At 48.8% G+C, this 18,547-nt stretch carries 17 protein-coding genes; 9 read left to right on the top strand and 8 right to left on the bottom strand.

Features of this window, described 5'->3' with window-relative positions:
- Window positions 1-10 precede the first annotated feature (10 nt).
- From NIAKO_RS06275 to NIAKO_RS06255, 5 genes are all read left to right on the top strand, one after another.
- Window positions 11-1,747: a RagB/SusD family nutrient uptake outer membrane protein gene (locus NIAKO_RS06275; protein ID WP_014217562.1), complete on the top strand. Its 1,737-nt coding sequence runs from the start codon at window positions 11-13 to the stop codon at window positions 1,745-1,747.
- A gap of 137 nt (window positions 1,748-1,884) precedes the next feature.
- Window positions 1,885-3,426: an SGNH/GDSL hydrolase family protein gene (locus NIAKO_RS36450; protein WP_014217561.1), complete on the top strand. Its 1,542-nt coding sequence runs from the start codon at window positions 1,885-1,887 to the stop codon at window positions 3,424-3,426.
- 19 nt (window positions 3,427-3,445) lie between these two features.
- The gene (locus NIAKO_RS06265) at window positions 3,446-4,357 is read left to right on the top strand and encodes a hypothetical protein (RefSeq protein WP_014217560.1); all 912 of its coding nucleotides are present in this window, start codon (window positions 3,446-3,448) and stop codon (window positions 4,355-4,357) included.
- A gap of 239 nt (window positions 4,358-4,596) precedes the next feature.
- Window positions 4,597-6,390 carry a patatin-like phospholipase family protein gene (locus NIAKO_RS06260; RefSeq protein ID WP_014217559.1) on the top strand — a complete coding sequence of 598 codons (1,794 nt, stop codon included), beginning with the start codon at window positions 4,597-4,599 and terminating at the stop codon, window positions 6,388-6,390.
- Between the two features lie 223 nt (window positions 6,391-6,613).
- Entirely contained in the window at window positions 6,614-7,102 is a 489-nt protein-coding gene (locus tag NIAKO_RS06255; protein ID WP_014217558.1) for a DinB family protein, read from the top strand.
- Between the two features lie 43 nt (window positions 7,103-7,145).
- Here NIAKO_RS06255 and NIAKO_RS36445 read toward each other — a convergent pair whose 3' ends face one another.
- The 8 genes from NIAKO_RS36445 to NIAKO_RS06215 all read right to left on the bottom strand — a co-directional run bounded on the left by NIAKO_RS36445 (window position 7,146) and on the right by NIAKO_RS06215 (window position 14,150).
- A complete protein-coding gene (locus tag NIAKO_RS36445; RefSeq protein ID WP_014217557.1) occupies window positions 7,146-7,904 on the bottom strand; it encodes a head GIN domain-containing protein in 759 nt (252 codons plus the stop codon).
- Window positions 7,905-8,104: 200 nt separating this feature from the next.
- A complete protein-coding gene (hypE, locus tag NIAKO_RS06245; RefSeq protein ID WP_014217556.1) occupies window positions 8,105-9,139 on the bottom strand; it encodes a hydrogenase expression/formation protein HypE in 1,035 nt (344 codons plus the stop codon).
- Window positions 9,140-9,149: 10 nt separating this feature from the next.
- Window positions 9,150-10,247, bottom strand: a complete 1,098-nt coding sequence (gene hypD / locus NIAKO_RS06240) for a hydrogenase formation protein HypD (protein WP_014217555.1) — start codon at window positions 10,245-10,247, stop codon at window positions 9,150-9,152.
- Window positions 10,244-10,489 (bottom strand): HypC/HybG/HupF family hydrogenase formation chaperone, encoded by a 246-nt coding sequence (locus NIAKO_RS06235; RefSeq protein ID WP_014217554.1) that lies wholly within the window; start codon window positions 10,487-10,489, stop codon window positions 10,244-10,246. The genes hypD and NIAKO_RS06235 overlap by 4 nt, the downstream gene beginning before the upstream one ends.
- Window positions 10,490-10,492: 3 nt before the next feature.
- Entirely contained in the window at window positions 10,493-12,835 is a 2,343-nt protein-coding gene (gene hypF / locus NIAKO_RS06230) for a carbamoyltransferase HypF (RefSeq protein WP_081196022.1), read from the bottom strand.
- Window positions 12,811-13,545, bottom strand: coding sequence for a hydrogenase nickel incorporation protein HypB (hypB, locus tag NIAKO_RS06225; protein ID WP_014217552.1), 735 nt, complete (start codon window positions 13,543-13,545; stop codon window positions 12,811-12,813). The genes hypF and hypB overlap by 25 nt, the downstream gene beginning before the upstream one ends.
- A gap of 13 nt (window positions 13,546-13,558) precedes the next feature.
- Window positions 13,559-13,921 carry a hydrogenase maturation nickel metallochaperone HypA/HybF gene (locus NIAKO_RS06220; protein WP_014217551.1) on the bottom strand — a complete coding sequence of 121 codons (363 nt, stop codon included), beginning with the start codon at window positions 13,919-13,921 and terminating at the stop codon, window positions 13,559-13,561.
- On the bottom strand, window positions 13,914-14,150 hold the full coding sequence (locus NIAKO_RS06215) for a hypothetical protein (RefSeq protein ID WP_133055391.1): 237 nt from the start codon (window positions 14,148-14,150) through the stop codon (window positions 13,914-13,916). The genes NIAKO_RS06220 and NIAKO_RS06215 overlap by 8 nt, the downstream gene beginning before the upstream one ends.
- Window positions 14,151-14,298: 148 nt before the next feature.
- On the opposite strand from NIAKO_RS06215, the gene NIAKO_RS06210 reads away from it, so the two are divergent.
- From NIAKO_RS06210 to NIAKO_RS06195, 4 genes are read left to right on the top strand one after another with little or no spacing between them, the layout of a single operon-like run.
- A complete protein-coding gene (locus NIAKO_RS06210; RefSeq protein WP_041346414.1) occupies window positions 14,299-15,432 on the top strand; it encodes a hydrogenase small subunit in 1,134 nt (377 codons plus the stop codon).
- A gap of 24 nt (window positions 15,433-15,456) precedes the next feature.
- The gene (locus tag NIAKO_RS06205) at window positions 15,457-17,181 is read left to right on the top strand and encodes a nickel-dependent hydrogenase large subunit (protein ID WP_014217548.1); all 1,725 of its coding nucleotides are present in this window, start codon (window positions 15,457-15,459) and stop codon (window positions 17,179-17,181) included.
- Window positions 17,182-17,210: 29 nt separating this feature from the next.
- Window positions 17,211-17,960, top strand: coding sequence for a Ni/Fe-hydrogenase, b-type cytochrome subunit (gene cybH, locus NIAKO_RS06200; RefSeq protein WP_014217547.1), 750 nt, complete (start codon window positions 17,211-17,213; stop codon window positions 17,958-17,960).
- Between the two features lie 10 nt (window positions 17,961-17,970).
- Window positions 17,971-18,477, top strand: a complete 507-nt coding sequence (locus NIAKO_RS06195) for a hydrogenase maturation protease (protein ID WP_014217546.1) — start codon at window positions 17,971-17,973, stop codon at window positions 18,475-18,477.
- Window positions 18,478-18,547: the final 70 nt, after the last annotated feature.

Here is an 18,547-nt window from a genome sequence, read left to right as displayed (position 1 = left end):
CGCTACAGCAATGCAAAACAATAATAAAAAGTTTTTACTGATAACCGCTTATGTGATCTTATTGATTACCGGCGGCTGTACCAAATTAGATGAGCAGGTGTATGATAAAGTGGATGTATCGCAGTTCCTCACCCGGCGCGATGATGTGATCAGGGATTTCTTACGGCCCTTTGAACATGCCTACTGGAGCATTCAGGGAAATGACAGTTATGCCGCCAGCGAGAACAGTACCGATGAAATAGGCACCTTTAACCGCCAGGGCGACTGGCAGGATGGCGGCTATTACCAGCGCATGCATAAACATACCTGGACCACGCAGGATGGTTTCACCAGCGGCGCCTGGACCGCTTTTTACCAGGGCATTGTACTGGCCACCAATTCGCTGCAGGACATGGAAAGCATAACGGACCCGGCTAAACTAAATGTTACGCCTACCGAGCTGGCCGACTTCAAGGCTGAGCTCAGAACACTCAGGGCCTGGTTCTATTTACGGGCGTTTGATTTTTACCGGAATATTGAAATTATCACGGATGTAAAACATACCACTACCGGAAACAAACAGAGCCCTCCAACCGAAACCTTCAACTATATCGAGGCAGAACTGAAAGCAGCACTGCCTGATTTGCCCAAACGCGAAACCCTGGGCGATAAAGGCATTGGCCGGTGGACGCAGGCCGGGGCTGCCGCCTTACTGGTACGCCTGTATTTGAATGCCAAAATTTATGCTGGCCAGGAACGGTACACCGATTGCGCAGCAGTTTGCCAGGACATCATAAATGGTAAATACGGCAATTATCAACTGGATACCCGCTGGGATGCACCGTTTGACTATACCAACAATACGGTTAATTCAGAAACGATCTATGGTTTTCCCTGTAGTTTGGCCCGTACGCACTGGCAATACGATGGCGGCATGTTCTTCTGGGCCATGACCTACGACGCGGCGCCCCTGTATTGCGGCTTTACAGATTTTAACCAGGCCAATCCCCGGTATGCATTGCAACCCGGCCGCGATGTGGACAGTGTTGAATATAGTTTTATCCTCGGCAAGCCATTTATAAAATTCCAGCATTACCCGGACGACTATCGCCTGAAGCTGTATAAGAATCTTGGTAACAGCAAACGCGAAGGCATGTTCCTGTTCGGTTATCTTCCCTATCAGCATGTAGTGAATGGAAACACTGTAACCGATACAGTGCGTGGTAACAAAGGCAATTATCCATTGTTCATTCGCGACCAGGTTGGCTGGTTCCTGGACGCCAAACCCGGGCAGCGCATTACCGACAAGGAATCTGATATGAACCATGCCGACCATAACTCAGGCGTTTTCTTTCTTAAATATCCATTATATCCTACACCCGATCCCAATCGCATTACTTCGGCGTATGCAGAAGTACGCTTGTCGGAGATCTATTATTCACTGGCAGAATGTAAATACCGAAGCGGCGACAAGGCAACAGCCGCCACGCTGCTGAATGCGGTGCGTCAACGCAATTATCCTGCAGGATCTCCCAGCCTGTACAAAGCAGACGGCAGTCAGTTGAATGACCAGGAAATGCTGGATGAATGGGGACGTGAATTTTTTGGGGAGAACCGCCGCCGTACCGATCTCATTCGCTGGGGCGTATTTAACACCGGCACCTGGTGGGATAAACAACCTGACGCTGATGTTCACACGGCTATCTTCCCCATTGGCAAGGATATTATGGGCGCGAATCCGCAATTTGAACAGAACCCTGGTTATTGATTGTATTTATAAAATGGGGCAAACCCGGCTAATTGATGACCAGGATCATGCCATGATGAGCATAAAGAATTTGTAACTTGCAGAACGTTTATGTAGACCTGGCCCCAATACATATTCCAATCATTAAATTGAGGCGTATGATCTTTGTGAAGAAAGTGGCCAATGTGATACCATTGGTGTTGATGGTTGTTGTACATTACCAATGCACAAAAGAAATGGAGAAAGCAAAAACAGAACAACTGGCAGATCAGTCCCACCTTGCCAGAATTGCAGCCATCTCCCTGGCAAATGGCGATCTGAACGATAACAATATCAAATACTTTGGCCGATGGGATTTCAGTAATAGCTCCAAATATGTAAGCAAATGGGGCGGCGCCTATATCAAGGTGCGTTTTACCGGAACAACGGTAAAAATAATGCTGGGCAACAAGAGTAATTATTATGCAAAAATTGACGATGGGCCCTGGGTAAGTTATAAAGGCGTAACAGGAACAGTTAACCTGACCCCATCACCTTTAGATGATGGCACCCATACCCTGAGTGTTGCACAGGGAAAAGACAATGATTATGTATTTTCCTTCCTGGGCCTGGTGCTTGACACCGGCGCCACCACCGTAGCACCGCCCGTTGGAATAGACCTGGTTGAATGGATAGGCGATTCCATTACCGCCGGGTATACCGACTCACAGGCAGATGTTAGTGATTATGCCTGGGTTTGTTCGGAAGCCATGGGTACGGAACATACACAGATCGCCTACCCTGGTGTTTGTTTAGTGAGTGGTTACACCAGCTTTCCGGGAATGGACGATGGTTATTTTAACCTTCAGTCGCCAAATAATACTTCTTCACCGCCCTGGGATTTTTCAAGGTATACTGCCAAACTGGTGGTGATCAATTTAGGCACCAATGACTACAGGAAGAGTGTGCCTTCCAGTACTTTTCAAAACACGATGACCAACTTCCTGCAGGATGTACGGGACAAGTTTCCGGATGCGGAGATCTTTGTGATGCGGTGTTTTAAATACTCCAGCATGGCTTCCCCTATCACTGCGGCAGTAAAGGCGCGGCAGGCGGCGGGCGATGGCAAAGTCATTTACATCAACACTTCAAACTGGGTAACTTCCTCGGACTATAATTCAGATGGATTGCACCCGAGCGATGCAGGTAATAAAAAAATAGCCAACCTGCTTAAACCCATCCTGTCACCTTATTTAAGTACAGCCACTCCATTTTATCTCGATCACTGCGATGCCACTACCGGATGGAGTTCCTCCAATACTTTATCGGTAAATACTACAGATAAAAAAGAAGGCCCGGGCTCCCTGCAATCAACAGGCAGCAGTTCCACCGAATTCAGAAAAGTTTTTACCACACCTGTAAATACAGGCGCCTCTGCCGCTACCGGCTCCATTCAGTTCTGGTATTATGTATCGGACGTTACCAAACTAAGCTCTACCAACCAGATAGAAGTTGGAAGTGGCGGCGTGCAGGATGTAAAAGAATATGGCTGGAAGATCGGCCCGCTGGTCAATGGCTGGAACCTGATTACCAAACCAATCAGTGCGGCAACAATTACCAACGGCACGCCCGATCTGAATGCCATCAACTGGATTAGGATCTATCATTCAAAAACAGGCAGCATTACTACCAGGCTCGATGACTTCCGGATAATTCCATAACAAAGAATTTTGATTGCAGATGAAAAAACTGATTCTAAAAATAATTACCATCTCTGTTCTCCCGGCCATGGCAATTTTATTGATAGGACTACGCCAGGAGCAGGACCGGATCGTTACTTTAAAAAGGCAGCTGTTTGAGCAGAACAAGGGCAGTGTACAATGCCTGATAACCGGCACCAGCCATACCCTCAATGGCATAAACCCCACTTTATTGCCGGTTAAAACCTTAAACCTTGCCGAAAAGGCCAAACCGGTAGAACTGGACATGGAAATAATTGAAAAGAACCTTGACCAGTTACCCAAATTGAAATATGTAATATTCCCGGTTGATTATTTCACTTTTTACTTTACAGGACTGCATGAAGAATCTGCCGCTAAATTATATCACCACTGGAACCTGAAAGACGGGTTTATTAAATCTTATCGTTTAAAAAGGTATCATGCCTTTACCTGCGGTTTTTTGCTCAACGAACACAATCCCGACGATCAGGATGATACCATTATGGGTTACAATGCCCGATTTACAGATCTTTCAAAATTTGATCCGAATTACAGATTAAAAAAATACAGGCTGAAGATCATTGATTGGAATAAATACTGGATAGATACCGGCAGCAGCCAACAGATTTATAACAGGTTTCAGCATTTTATTTCAAAGCTGGAAGAAAAGAAAATTAAGACCATCCTGGTTACCATGCCGGTGTGTCAACAGTTTTATCCGTACCTCGATACCAATCTGCTTATAAAGAACAGGCAACTCATCGATGGCCTCCTTGAACATACAAATGCTACTTACATAAATCTGCAAAACTACCCTTCTCTGGCCGCAGACAGCCTCTACTCCGATATCGATCACTTAAACGACAAAGGCGCCACTATTGCTACTGACATTATCAGGGACTCCCTGTTATCCGGGGCGCTACAAAATTGATACGCTTAGCGCGTGTCATCATCCGAAGTTGCGTTTCTAACGGAATGAAGCCAATTTTATATGAATTAAAAACATATTATCCTGCTGATCGTACTGCTGTTGCAACTATAAATTGTATCAGGCCCGAAGAAAGAAGATTGGGATAAGAGCCGCATAATAGTGTCAAAATAACTGTTACTGGTATTAATAAACTTATTACCTTTTGCTGTCCATTATAATTAAACCTATTATACCCTGTTATGGATAGTCAGGCCCCCGATATAAACAAGACACCACAGATACCTGAACGCCCGCTCGAAAAAATTGCGTTGAGTTGTTCCGGCGGCGGCTACCGGGCCGCCAGTTTTCATTTGGGTGCTATGTCGTACCTGAACCGGTTGCCATATAACAATAAGCCGTTGCTTGAAAATGTGAAAATGATCTCAACCGTTTCGGGAGCTACTTTTACCGGTGTTGTATATGCTTTACAAAAACAACAGGGCAAGCGCTTTGAAGAGATCTACCACTTCCTGCTCGATCAGCTAAAAAATCTCGACCTGATAAAACTGGGCATTCAAAAACTGAATCCCAATGGGAAATGGAATAACACCCATAAAAGAAAAAACCTCATCAATGCATTGGCAGAGCTCTATGATGAACATTTTACCGGCGGCGCTACCCTGTCGGCATTTGATACCATGAACAGCCACCTGGAGGCGTTGGCATTCAACAGCACTGAATTTAATAATGCAATCAATTTCAGGTTCCGTAACAGGAACACCGGCATAATCGGCAATAAATATAACCGGGTGCCGGCTGACATGTCCGGCGAAATTAAACTGGCTGATACCATTGCTGCTTCGTCCTGTTTTCCCGTTGGTTTTGAGCCGATCATGTGGCCGGGGGATTTTGTACACGATAAGGCAGACATGATTAAAAAAAACCTGGCTACACTAAAACCCGCCGGCCTTATGGATGGCGGCATTTATGATAACCAGGGTATCGACAGCATTCTGTTGTATAAGAAAAGCGACCTGCCCTATTTTGATCTCATCATCATATCGGATGTTACCTCTCCTTATATGGAGGGATTTAAGCCAGCCGTTCCGAAACCTAAAACCGGTTGGCGCACCATGACGGTGAAGGAGTTTGGCCAGAAAATAATGCAGTACAACCGGCGCATTAACTGGCTGCTATTTGCGTTAATAACTCTTTTTGCTTTGTTACCTGCCTTAAAAGGGTATATCAATCATTGGCTTACAGGTTTATCATTGGGCATATCGCTTACCCTGCTGGCGTTATGGAGTATTAAACTATGGGCGTTTGCCGCTGTGCGTAAAACCATCCGGCAAAAAATGGAAAAGCTGCAGGCATGGATAGAAAAAAACAAACTGGATTTTTATTATAAACGGCTTTCTTTATTGAAAATAGAAGAGTTGTCGATACACCGGGTAGAACCGCTGGTGACAGACCGGTTGCATTCACTGCTTTCTTTACTCCTGGACGTTTTTTTAAAAGTGGTGCGCCGGTTAAATTACAGGCTGGTATACGAAAACGAAAAATGGCAATATCGCCGGATAAGTAATTTGATCCGTGAACTGACCGAAGAAGATTTTACAAAGCCTGTTAAGCAACCCAATAAACCAACCGACAACCAGGCGCCTGAGGATATCAATCAGCCCCCACTTGTAAAGAAAACTTTGAGCGGACCCTACAATGAAGTAATTGGTGAAAATATAAAGAAGATCGCGGAGGAGGTTTCGGGGTTCGGTACTACCCTATGGTTTACCGAAGATGAACAACTGGTTGATATGTTGGGAAAATTATTAGCAGCAGGCCAGTTCACCATGTGCTATAACATGCTCGATTACATCGAAACACTCCTGTATATTCCAGGGAACGGGTACGACAACCTGGATGATACCATGAAAAATACCCTGAAGGAAATCCATGAAAAATGCCTGCGGGATTGGACCCGCTTTAAACAGGAGCCACTCTTCCTGTTGCAGGAAATGGAAGATCAGCGGAAGAAGACAGGTACAGGTGTAAAATAGTCATGAACTATTTTAAAAATTCTTCTCCCTCATAATCAATATGGTATGGGAGGTTGTACAACCTTTACCACTTTTATGAACCTGTTCCCTAAAGTATATTTGAATGGTTAACCGGGCAGGTATAGATAAACGCACATTTACACTTTCATTGGCCAATATTCTAAACTGGCACTTTTTTGGTGCATACCTACGCAATTTATTATCACGTAAAATTGTCCATTATATGACTACAGCCCGCCATCATGATAAAGAGATCGTGAAAACATTGGAGCAGTTCCTTACCGGGGGGCATGCACATGCCACGTTTGATGATGCGGTAAAAGGATTACCGGCTTCACTGAGGGGTGAGGTACCAGAAGGGATGCCTTACAGTATCTGGCAACAGGTAGAGCACATTCGCATTACACAATGGGACATTCTTGAATTTTCCCGTAATGCGAAACATACTTCGCCCAACTGGCCAGACGATTACTGGCCGAAGGAAAAAGCGCCCAAAGACGATGCTGCCTGGAAAAACAGCCTGGCGCAGATCAAAAGCGATCTAAAGGAATTTGTAGCGCTATTGAATGATCCAGATGCAGACCTGTATAAACCATTTGCACATGGAGACGGTCAGCATCTGTTGCGGGAGGCGATGTTGATCGTGGATCATACCAGTTATCATACCGGGGAAATAATTGTACTTAGAAGACTGCTGGGGGCCTGGAAATAGAATAAGAACAAAAAAGGCGCAATTTGAATTGCGCCTGAATGCGTTAACTTTTTTTGCTGATCTTTCCGGAACCGTGTACTTCTAATTTGGTAACCTGGGCATTGCCGCGGTATTCTATGTTGCCGGAGCCGCTTATTAAAGCTGTGATCGAATTGCTTACGCTTACTTCAATATCGCCCGAACCAGATACGGCAGCGGCGCAGGTTTCAGTCTTCAATCCATAAGCGTTTACATTCCCCGAACCGCTCAGATGGATGGTTTGTGTTTTTGCAGCACCATCCCGGACTTCAAAATTACCGGAACCTGAAAAAGACATTTTGGAACGGTCTGACTGCAGACGGGCCAATTTCATATTGCCGCTGCCACTTCTTCCTATAGTGATACTGGCTCCTTTAACGGTGCCGTTAATGGTCATGTTTCCCGAGCCGCTTAAACTAAGATCAACATCGCCGGTGCCACCAAGATCAGATTCACAGGTGAGATTACCGGAACCGGATTTGCTAAGTGCATCAAGATTTTTATAAGTGATCTCCAGTTTGATCTTTATGTTTTTATAAAAACCTTTTTCAAGAGACACTTTCAACGTATTGCCGTTTGTTTGGGTAAGAATTTTTTTGGTGTCAATATTCTCAGTAATAATCTTTACCGAGGTTTCATTTCCCTGCCGAAGCACAGCGTCGAAACTGCCGCCAATATCAAGTTTGGTAAAGTCAGTAACTTTTCTGGTTTCCGTTTGCTGTGCTGACAGAGCACCGGCTGCCAGCAACGACCCCAATAGTAAAAAGGTTGTAATAATTTTCATATGTTTTGTTTTAAGTTTATTTCCAGTAATTGCTTCAGTCTAAAACCGGGCTCAACGAGTGTGCCAGTATTTAAGACCTTACAGGCCAGGGGTTTCCAAACAAAACATTTCCTATAACTGTACGGAAGTGAACAACCTGGTGTACGGATCCGGGATCTATTGTTTTACAAACTGTAATTCTTACCACTTTTTCAGAAAGATCAACATATCCTTGGTAATTGTTCACCAGTCAGATAGCTTACTACCCTGTGACCGCCGATGCGACTGCGCAGGAGCACCTTACCGGGATGCTCAGTTGATACTTCGCCAATAACAGCAGCCTGTGTACTTCCATCTTTATGCAAAAGCGCCACTATATCTTCAGCATATTCCGGGTCAACAACAGACAGGAAGATGCCTTCATTGGCCACATACAACGGATCGAGGCCCAGCATTTCACAGGCACCCTCCACCTGTTCATCAATAGGCAGCGCCTGTTGTTGAATGGTAAAGCCCAAACTGGTAAGCCCTGCCACTTCATTGAGTACAGACGCAACGCCGCCGCGTGTAGGGTCGCGTAGAAAATGAATGGCATCTCCATATTCTTCCAGCATAGACAACACCTGGTATTTGAGCGGTGCGCTATCACTTTCGATGGTGGTCTCAAATTCAAGTCCTTTGCGTACACTCATTATGGCAATGCCATGAGTAGCAATGGGACCACTGATGATGATCCTGTCGCCGGCTTTGATGTGGTGATGATGGATCGCAGCCCGGGGATGAATGGTACCAATGCCGGAAGTATTTATGAACAGCTGATCGCCTTTTCCTTTTTCCACTACTTTGGTATCGCCGGTAACTATTCTTACGCCTGCAGCGTCTGCTGCGCGGGCAATGCTGTTCAATACTGTATAAAAGGCCTCCATGGGCAATCCTTCTTCTATGATGAACGACAGGGACAAATACCTGGCTGCAGCGCCGCACATGGCCAGGTCATTCACGGTGCCGTTTACCGCCAGGTCACCAATATTTCCACCGGGAAAAAAGATGGGCGATACAACATAACTATCCGTGCTGAAGGCTACCCGCCCATTCAGTTGCAGGGTAGCGCCATCGTGCTGCTGGTTCAGCCATTCATTTTCCAGCAGGTTGAATACACCGGCCTGTAATAGTTTATGGGTAAGCAGGCCGCCGCTTCCATGGCCCATGGTGATAAGGGTTGTTTCTGAAACCGGTACCGGACAGGTGATTTGCATGGTTGACTATTTAAGCCTGCACATGGGCAGATGAATAATGGTAGTACGCGGCACAGGCCCCTTCACTGCTTACCATCGGCGCACCCAGTGGGTGTTCAGGGGTACAGGTGCGCCCGAAGTTGGGGCACTGAAAGGGTTTGCTGATACCACGCATGATGTGGCCGCTGATGCAGTTCCCATCCTCAGCTGCCAGGGGCAGGTTGATGTGATGTTTCAGGTGGGCGTTATATTGTTTATAGGCTTCATTCACTTCATAGCCGCTGGCCGGAATGTTGCCTATGCCGCGCCAGGTGCGGTCACTGATGTCGAACACTTCCCGGATGGCTTCCTGTGCCAGGCGGTTGCCTTCGCGCTTTACACTGCGTACATATTGATTTTCGACCTGGTGCGTACCCTGTTCCAGCTGGCTTACTGTCATGAGTATCCCCTGCAGCAGGTCTACCGGTTCAAAGCCTGTTACTACAATAGGAATTTGGTAGCGGTCAGCAATGGGTTCATATGCCGACATACCCATGATGGTGCATACATGGCCGGCCGCAAGAAACCCGTCGATGCGGTTTTCAGGGTCGGCCAGGATGGCCTCCATGGCCGGGGGTACCAGCACATGCGATGCCAGGATGCTGTAATTGGTCAATCCCCATTTGGCTGCCTGGATCACACTCAGTGCATTGGCGGGCGCCGTAGTCTCAAATCCAACCGCGAAAAAAACGACTTCCTTATCTGTATTATCCTGTGCGAGCTTTACTGCTTCCAGCGGAGAATAGAGGATGCGGATGTCTGCGCCGGCCGCCTTGGCTTCCAGCAGGTTCTTTTTTGATCCGGGCACCCGCAGCATATCACCAAATGAACAAAGGATCGTATTGGGTTGCTCAGCCAGCCAGATGGCTTCATCCAGCACGCCTACACTGGTAACACAAACCGGGCAGCCGGGACCATGCACCATGTTGATTCCGGGCGGCAGCAGTTCCAGAATGCCGTTCCTGACCAGGCTATGGGTTTGCCCGCCGCATATTTCCATCAGGGTCCAGGTGCCTTTGGTAATCCGGTGGATCTCTTCCAAATATTGCTGCACCAGGGCCGGGTCTCTGTATTCCGTCAGGTATTTCATATCAGTTCCTCCAGTTCGCCCATTTGTTTCAGGTAGGTATAAGTTTGTTTCGCTTCCGCTTCATCGATGATGCCGATGGCCACGCCTACATGCACCAGCACATAATCGCCCGGATTGGCTTCGGGCACCATGCAAAGGTTCACTTCCTTTACAATGCCCCCAAATGACACCTTGCCTTTCCGGAAGGTGTCATCCAGCTGGGCACTGACGGTTAATAATTTTCCTGGTATAGCAAGGCACATAGCTTAATAGTTTATAGGTATTTCTTTTTCCCGTTCCCGCGCCTGTTGTATCAGGCCCAGGTAAAAGCAGGCGATCTGCCCAAAGCCTATGCATTCATCGTTCGGACTCAACTGTTGATGAAAATAGAAAGTTCTTTCCTCCCCGTTCAGGGCTATGATCATATCCGTGAGCAGGGCGCTTTGGAACACGCCACCGCTGCAGGCAACTTTATTAACGCCATACTGTATAGCCAGGCTAATTATCAGTTTGGCAAGTGAGCAAAACACTTTCCTGGCAATGTAATTGGCGGGCAGTTGTCTGTCAAGGTCTTCCATAACACCCTGCAACAGGTACTGCCATTCGAGCAGCTGCCCTTTAACGGGTATGCGGTAATAGTCATTGGGGGAACCGGCAGCTGTATCGGCCAGGGCCTCCAGTTTCATGGCGGCTTCGCCTTCGTAGGTATTGATGGCTGTTATGCCCAGGAGGGCCGAAATGCCATCCAGCAGGCGTCCCATGCTGCTGGTGTTCACCGGTGCATTGTTTTGCAGCAACTGGCAGTAATACCACCATTCGCCGGCGGTAAAATATTGTTCCAGTTGTGGACGCCATTGCGGTTGATCATGCAGGAGAGCGAGGGCCGACAACCTGGGCTCCCGGCTCATTTTATCGCCCAACAACTGTTGAAAATAATCGAGGTGCGCCACCCGTCGTATCTGGTTCTCTTCCATAAGGAAAACCTCCCCTCCCCATACCTGGCCATCTTCCCCGTAACCGGCGCCATCCCAGATAATGCCTAAGATCGTTCCGGCTGTTTGCAGTAAATTATTTTCGGCCAGCACCGCGCCAAAATGCGCTTTATGATGCTGCACCTCCACTACCCGGGCTGTGGTTTGTGTCCCCAGCTGCCGGCCCAGGGCAGACACCTGGTAGTTCGGGTGCTGGTCTACCAGAATACAACGGGGTGTAAAGTGCAGGAGTTTACTCAGGTGGTTCAGGGTTGCTTCATAAGCTTGCTGCGATTCCCATGCGCCCTGATCGCCCAGGTATTGGCTTATGTACAACTGATCTGCAGCCAGAATGGCAAAGGTAGCTTTCAGTTCGCCCCCCATGGCCAGTACAGCACTGCCTGGCATTTCGAATGGAACAGGAAAATAACCGGGTGCATAGCCCCTGCTGCGCCTTATAATTATTTTTTGCCCTGATCCGGTAAAACGGATCACGCTGTCGTCCTGCGGTACAACGATATCCCTGTCATAAATGAGTATGAGATCAGCAATGCCCTGCAAGCCGGTCAACGCCTCTTCATCTTTATAAATGATGGGTGAACCGCTTTTATTGGCACTGGTAGCTACCAGTGGGTAACCCGCTTCCTGTGCAATGAGTTGAAGCAGGGGCGTACCGGGAAGCATCACGCCGAGGATATGAAGCCCGGGGGCAACCTTTTCACAACAGAGGCCGCTTGTGATGGTGTCCTGTAGCCGGGCCAGTACAATAGGTGCAGCCGCACTTTCGAGGGCTTCCACTTCTTCCTTACGGAGCTGCACAGTTGTTTTGGCCATTTCCACACTGGCAAACAGCACGGCAAAAGGTTTCTGCGGCCGGTGTTTGCGATCCCTCAACAGTTGAACAGCCCTTGCATTGGTAGCGTCACAAAGCAGCAAATAACCGCCTGTTCCTTTTACGGCCACGATCTTTCCTTCGGCCAGCTGCTCCCTTACAACCTGCAGAATAATGGCAGGCTCCCGGATCACCGCTCCGTTATAAAGGGAATGGAGATGCACGTGAATGGGACAGGCCGGACAGGAATTTGTTTGGCTGTAATGTCGCCGGTTTTGCAAACCCTTGTACTCTTCGTAACAGGCATCGCAGGGCTGCAGGTAGTCCATCGTGGTATGTTCGCGGTCAAAGGGCAATGCGGTAAGAATGGAATAACGCGGCCCGCAATCCGGGCAGGTAATAAATGCATACCGGTGGCGCCTGTTATGCGGGTCATTGAGTTCACGCCGGCAGGCGGGGCACAGCGCTACATCGGGCGTGATCAATACTTGAATCCCGGCCCCCGAGGCACTGGGGATGATCGCAAAACCGTCGAAATGACGATCGGCCACCCGTTGCAACCGTTGTTTATGGATAACCGCACGTACAGGCGCCTTGCGGATAAGATCATTGTAGAATGCCACGGCCATTGTCTCCGTAGCATTGAAGGTGATATGCACCCCGTCTGTACTGTTGCATACTTCTCCGCAAATGCCGAAGGTTGCCGCTATGCGGTTAACAAACGGGCGGAAGCCTACACCTTGTACAAGTCCGCTGATGTGAATATGATATGTGTGGATGTTCATGACCGCTTGGATTGAAGCCATTCATACCAGTTTGATAAGCCTTCACCGGTAGTGCAGCTACACTCAATGATCTCCAGGGAAGGATTGACGCTTTTTGCGTTTGCAGCCGCCTTTTTTATATCAAATGGCACATAAGGCAGCAGATCTGTTTTATTGATGAGGCAGAGCGATGAAGAATGGAACATGTCGGGGTACTTCAGCGGTTTATCATCGCCTTCGGTAACACTCATGACCACTACCCGCTGCTGCTCGCCCAGATCAAACAGGGCGGGGCAAACCAGGTTGCCTACATTTTCTATAAATAGAATGGAATGGTCAGCGGGTTTCAGCCCCTGTACCGCATGCTGTACCATATTGGCATCCAGGTGGCAGCCTTTGTGGGTATTGATCTGCACTACCTGTACGCCGGTGGCATGTATGCGGTCTGCATCGAGCGTGGTTTGCTGATCGCCTTCTATTACATAAAATCCGGTCATGCCACGGCAATCGGTGAGCGTTCTTTCCAGTAAGGTGGTCTTTCCCGATCCCGGCGAACTAACGAGGTTGATGGCCAGGATATCTTTGGCAGAAAAATAGCCGCGGTTTCTTTCAGCCAGCAGGTTGTTCTCATACAATACATCCTTTTCCACCTGCACCATCTTCTTACCGGGGAAGTGTTCATGGCTTTTGGCCTGTGTTTGTATAAACACCTGTTCATGGCCGTCACCATCACATCCGCATGTACTGCACATAGTGTTTGAATTTTTATGAATGTAAGGGTTTGTCTTCTCTTATTACCAACGACCGCACCCGTAATGCTTTACCCTGGGTGATGTTCAGCAGGTGGCTGTTACATTGCGGACAGGCATCGTACAGATTGTTCAACGCAAACTGTTCCCCGCACTCCAGGCAGGCAGCCCGGCCGGGAGTACGTTCGATCATTTTTACGGCATGTTCCAGCAGGGTGGCTTTTACGGCCTGTTTCCAGGCGGCTTCAAAAGCCGCCATTTCTACCGTAGTAAGACAACCGATCTCCAGTTCTATTTCCTCTATTGCCAAAGCGCCTTCCCGGCGGGCCTGATCTTCCGCAATGTTTATAATACCCATCACAATGGATAACTCATGCATTGTCCCCGGGTGTTTTTCCGGCGGCTGTTCCTTTATTACGATAGTGCAGGTACAGGACCAGGGTTGCCAGGATAACCAATGGCCAGGTGAATACAGCATGCTCCCAGGCCGTGAAATAATGAAAAATGGTAAAGCCGCCGTCGGTGTGCGTATGAGCCCCCTCGCCGGTGTGGGCCCAGGTAAGCAGGGGCAGGCAGCATGCCAGCATGGTACCTAATCTTTTTATCATACTTGTTCTTTTGCCAAATATATTCAGGCTTTCCAACCCAAAGTCTAACAAAGGTCAAACCATAACTTGATAAGGATCATATTACAGTAATACGCGAACGAGTAATTTGGACGTACCTACTTACAATAAAATTCTGCAAATGCATAACATGAGCGATACAAAATCACCGACGTATTATGAGGAAATGCGAAGCAAGGGCTATTCCCGCCGTGAGTTCCTGCAATTCGTTAGTATGATGGCCGCCTTTATGGGGTTGGAAAAAACCTTGATAGGCCAGGTAGCCACGGCCCTGGAAACCCAGTCCCGGGTGCCCGTGATCTGGCTGCACTTCCAGGAATGCACCTGTTGCAGTGAAAGTTTTATCCGCTCCTCCCACCCTATTGTAGCAGATATTTTACTTGACCAGATCTCTCTCGATTATACGGAGACGCTGATGGCGGCTTCCGGTTTTCAGGCAGAGGAGGCCATGCACCAGACCATGACCAAATATAAAGGCAGGTATATTTTATGTGTAGAAGGCAGTGTACCTACTGCAGCCAATGGCGTGTATTGTATGATCGGTGGTAAGTCATCCATGCAGATACTGGAAGAGGCGGCGGAAAATGCGAAAGCGGTCATTGCCTGGGGCAGTTGCGCCTGCAATGGTTGCGTACAGGCGGCCAAACCCAATCCCACCTCAGCCACACCTATTCACAAACTGGTCAAAGGCAAACCCGTGATCAAAGTGCCCGGTTGCCCGCCCATTGGTGAAGTAATGGCCGGCGTGATCGTTCACCTGGTGACCTTCGGCCGTATTCCCCAACTGGATGCATTGGGCCGGCCCAAAGCATTTTACAGCAAACGTGTGCACGACACCTGCTACCGCAGACCTTTTTTCGATGCCGGCCTGTTCGTGGAAAGCTTCGACGATGAAAATGCCAAAAAGGGGTATTGTCTTTATAAAATGGGCTGCAAAGGGCCCGTGACCTATAACGCCTGCGGGGTTACGAAATGGAATGGCGGCACCAGTTTCCCCATCCAGTCTGGCCACCCCTGTATAGGCTGCAGCGAAGATAATTACTGGGATAATGGCCGCCTTTATGAAAGGGCATCCGCTTTTGCAGGCTTTGGCATTGAAGCCGATGCAGACACGGTGGGCAAGATAGCGCTGGGCGCAACGGCTGCCGGCCTGGCTGGTCACGCCATCATGACCAATATCCGCAAGAACAGGATCATCCATGATCTTACCGAAGAAGGCAAACAGAATGAACAGGAAAGTGAACGGATCGGCGATGGTAAGTAATCTATAAACGAATAGTTTTTCAATATGAGTAAACGTATAGTTGTTGATCCCGTAACACGCATTGAAGGCCACCTGCGTATTGAAGCAGAGATAGAGAACGGCCGCATCAGGGATGCATACAGCAGCGGCACCATGGTGCGTTTGCTGGAAGAGATCCTTCGCCATCGCGATCCGCGCGATGCCTGGGCCATTGTAGGCAGGGTTTGCGGCGTATGTACCTCTGTTCATTCACTTACCTCCGTTCGTTGTGTGGAAGATGCCCTGAACATTGTAATCCCGCCCAATGCCGAGCTGGTACGCAACCTGATGTATTGCGCCGCTTTTATGCATGACCATGTGGTGCATTTTTATCACCTGCATGCGATGGACTGGATAGATGTGGTGAATGCGCTAAAAGCCGATCCGGTTGAAACATCCCGCCTGGCCCAGTCGATCTCCAGCTGGCCTAAAAGTTCCCCTGGCTATTTTAAAGATCTGCAGACCCGCATCCGCAAACTGGTAGAAAGCGGTCAGCTGGGCATTTTCACCAATGGCTACTGGGGTCACCCGGCCTATAAGTTACCGGCCGAAGTGAACCTCATCGGGCTGGCCCATTACCTCGAAGCGCTGGAATGGCAGAAGGAGATCGTAAAAGTGCAGGCCGTTTTTGGCGGCAAGAACCCCCACCCCAATTACCTCGTAGGCGGGATGGCCTGCGCCATCGGCATCGATGATGTAAGCGGTATCAATGCAGAAAGATTGGCGCTGGTAAAACAATTACTGGAAGCCGGGAAGGAATTCGTGGAGCAGGTATATATTCCCGACCTCATGACCATTGCTTCGTTCTATAAGGACTGGGGCAGTATTGGCGGCGGCATCGGCAATTACCTGGTGTATGGCGATCTTCCCTGGAACGGGTTCCGCGATCCCGGCTCGTTCAAGTTTCCTGCCGGCGCTATCCTTAATAAAGACCTTTCAACCGTATACGATGTGAACCTGCGCGACGACGCCGAAGTACAGGAATTCATCACCCATTCCTGGTACGAATACAAGGAAGGCCGGGAAGCAGGGCTGCATCCCTGGAAAGGGGAAAGCCAGATCAAATATACCGGCCCCATGCCGCCGTTTGAACACCTGAATACCGACCAGGCTTACAGTTATCTTAAAACACCGCGCTGGAAAGGACATGCAATGGAAGTAGGCCCGCTGGCCCGCTTGCTGGTAGGCTATGCCCGTGGCCGTGAGGAATATCGCGAAGTAATTGATAAAGCCCTGAAAGACCTGGACATTCCCGTTGCCGCGTTGTTCTCCACGCTGGGCCGTACGGCCGCCCGAGGTCTTGAAAGCCAACTGGTGACCCGCTGGGCGTTGGATTTCTACCACCAGCTGGTAGAAAATATAAAGAACGGGGATACCCGTATGGCGAATATGGAAAAGTTTCAGCCTGCCACCTGGCCGGCACAGGCTATAGGTGTGGGTTATGCCGAAGCGCCGCGGGGCGCCCTGGCTCACTGGATCAATATAGCCGATGAAAAGATCGCCAATTACCAACTGGTAGTGCCTACTACCTGGAATGCGTCGCCGCGTGATGGCAAGGGACAACGCTCGGCTTATGAAGCGGCCCTGGTAGATACGCCGGTGGCCAATGAGCAGCAGCCTTTGGAGATCCTTCGAACGGTGCATTCTTTTGATCCCTGCCTGGCCTGTGCCGTACACCTGTATGACGAACACGGCAATCACATCAACCGGGTAAGTGTATTGGATGCTTAGTATGTATTACTTTTAAAATCGTTCCTGCCATGGCTTTCAAAAAGTATCTGCATGTTCACCGGCTCCGCCGGGTGTATGTATGGGAATTACCAGTTCGCATATATCACTGGGTGAATGCGGCCGTTATGGTGGCGCTGATCGTCACGGGTTTTTATATAGCCAATCCGCCTGCGCTCACCAGTAGTAAAGAAGCCAGTTTACAGTTCCTGATGGGTAAGATCCGGTTCATTCATTTTGTGGCCGCCTATATTTTCTTTTTCAATTTTCTGTTCCGGCTGTATTGGGGTTTTAACGGTAACAAATGGGCAACCTGGAAACAGTTTATCCCCACCAACAGGCGCTTTTTTAAAGAGATGTGGCAGGTGTTCAGGATCGACATCCTGATGATGAAAGGAAAGGAACATATGTCTGTTGGCCATAATGCCATGGCCGGGTTTATATATTTTTTTACGTTTATAGCTTTCGGTATTCAATGCCTCACGGGGTTTGGATTGTATGCCAGTATGAGTAACTGGTGGCTGCCCCGGCTTTTTGCCTGGGTGCCTGCCCTGTTGGGCGGCGATATCCTGACCCGGCAGGTACATCACTGGACCATGTGGTTCTTCATTCTCTTTGCCATGATCCACGTGTACCTTGTTTTCTACCATGATTATGTAGAAGGAAGAGGTGAGATCAGCAGCATGGGCGGCGGCTGGAAGTTCATCGAGGAAGAAGCTTTTCAAAAAGAAACGCAAACGGCACCCGACCGCAGCGAATTACCGGTTAAGCCATTACACTAATAACGATTTTATGCAAGTGAACAATCGCGTGTTATTTTTAGGCATCGGCAATTACCTGATGGGCGATGAGGGCATTGGAGTACATGTAGCCCAGCGGATGGCCGCAGCCGTTCCCACGCCCCGCCTGGATATCCTGGATGGCGGCACAGGCGGTTTTTACTTGTTGGAATATTTTGAGCAGTATGACGAAGTGATCATTGTCGACGCCACCCTGGATCGCCGGAAGCCTGGCACCATCAGGCATATAACTCCCCGCTTTGCGTCCGACTTTCCGCAGGCCATGAGTACCCACGATATCGGGTTAAAAGACCTGGTAGGCGCCTTGCAGTTATTGGGCCGGATGCCTGTAATTCATTTGCTGGTGGTAAGCATTGAAACGGTACAGCAACAGGGAACGGCGCTGACCAATGAACTGGAAGCAGTGGTTCCCGAACTCATGAAACGGGTAAGCGCATTTGCCGCAGCGATGGATGACGGCGTACAAAACCAGCTGCCTCTCCGATTAACAGGAACCTGATCTTTATCACTACGCTCGCTTACAAATATCAACCAGCCACCTAACTCGCGGCATTTATTGCAGAATGATC

The sequence above is a fragment of the Niastella koreensis GR20-10 genome (genome assembly GCF_000246855.1).
Lineage (GTDB): Bacteria > Bacteroidota > Bacteroidia > Chitinophagales > Chitinophagaceae > Niastella > Niastella koreensis.
The sequence above is the reverse complement of the archived record's forward strand: the minus strand, read 5'-3'. Positions and strand labels throughout refer to the sequence as shown.

What these genes read in the sequence shown, in the direction of transcription:
- NIAKO_RS06195 (WP_014217546.1), top strand. Translation starts at nt 17,971, where the DNA reads ATGCAAGTGAACAATCGCGTGTTATTTTTAGGCATCGGCAATTACCTG.
- NIAKO_RS36450 (WP_014217561.1), top strand. Translation starts at nt 1,885, where the DNA reads ATGATCTTTGTGAAGAAAGTGGCCAATGTGATACCATTGGTGTTGATG.
- cybH (WP_014217547.1), top strand. Translation starts at nt 17,211, where the DNA reads ATGGCTTTCAAAAAGTATCTGCATGTTCACCGGCTCCGCCGGGTGTAT.
- NIAKO_RS06235 (WP_014217554.1), bottom strand. Translation starts at nt 10,489, where the DNA reads ATGTGCCTTGCTATACCAGGAAAATTATTAACCGTCAGTGCCCAGCTG.
- NIAKO_RS06275 (WP_014217562.1), top strand. Translation starts at nt 11, where the DNA reads ATGCAAAACAATAATAAAAAGTTTTTACTGATAACCGCTTATGTGATC.
- hypF (WP_081196022.1), bottom strand. Translation starts at nt 12,835, where the DNA reads ATGGCTTCAATCCAAGCGGTCATGAACATCCACACATATCATATTCAC.
- NIAKO_RS06265 (WP_014217560.1), top strand. Translation starts at nt 3,446, where the DNA reads ATGAAAAAACTGATTCTAAAAATAATTACCATCTCTGTTCTCCCGGCC.
- NIAKO_RS06220 (WP_014217551.1), bottom strand. Translation starts at nt 13,921, where the DNA reads ATGCATGAGTTATCCATTGTGATGGGTATTATAAACATTGCGGAAGAT.
- NIAKO_RS06255 (WP_014217558.1), top strand. Translation starts at nt 6,614, where the DNA reads ATGACTACAGCCCGCCATCATGATAAAGAGATCGTGAAAACATTGGAG.
- hypE (WP_014217556.1), bottom strand. Translation starts at nt 9,139, where the DNA reads ATGCAAATCACCTGTCCGGTACCGGTTTCAGAAACAACCCTTATCACC.
- NIAKO_RS06210 (WP_041346414.1), top strand. Translation starts at nt 14,299, where the DNA reads ATGAGCGATACAAAATCACCGACGTATTATGAGGAAATGCGAAGCAAG.
- NIAKO_RS06205 (WP_014217548.1), top strand. Translation starts at nt 15,457, where the DNA reads ATGAGTAAACGTATAGTTGTTGATCCCGTAACACGCATTGAAGGCCAC.
- NIAKO_RS06260 (WP_014217559.1), top strand. Translation starts at nt 4,597, where the DNA reads ATGGATAGTCAGGCCCCCGATATAAACAAGACACCACAGATACCTGAA.
- hypD (WP_014217555.1), bottom strand. Translation starts at nt 10,247, where the DNA reads ATGAAATACCTGACGGAATACAGAGACCCGGCCCTGGTGCAGCAATAT.
- NIAKO_RS36445 (WP_014217557.1), bottom strand. Translation starts at nt 7,904, where the DNA reads ATGAAAATTATTACAACCTTTTTACTATTGGGGTCGTTGCTGGCAGCC.
- hypB (WP_014217552.1), bottom strand. Translation starts at nt 13,545, where the DNA reads ATGTGCAGTACATGCGGATGTGATGGTGACGGCCATGAACAGGTGTTT.
- NIAKO_RS06215 (WP_133055391.1), bottom strand. Translation starts at nt 14,150, where the DNA reads ATGATAAAAAGATTAGGTACCATGCTGGCATGCTGCCTGCCCCTGCTT.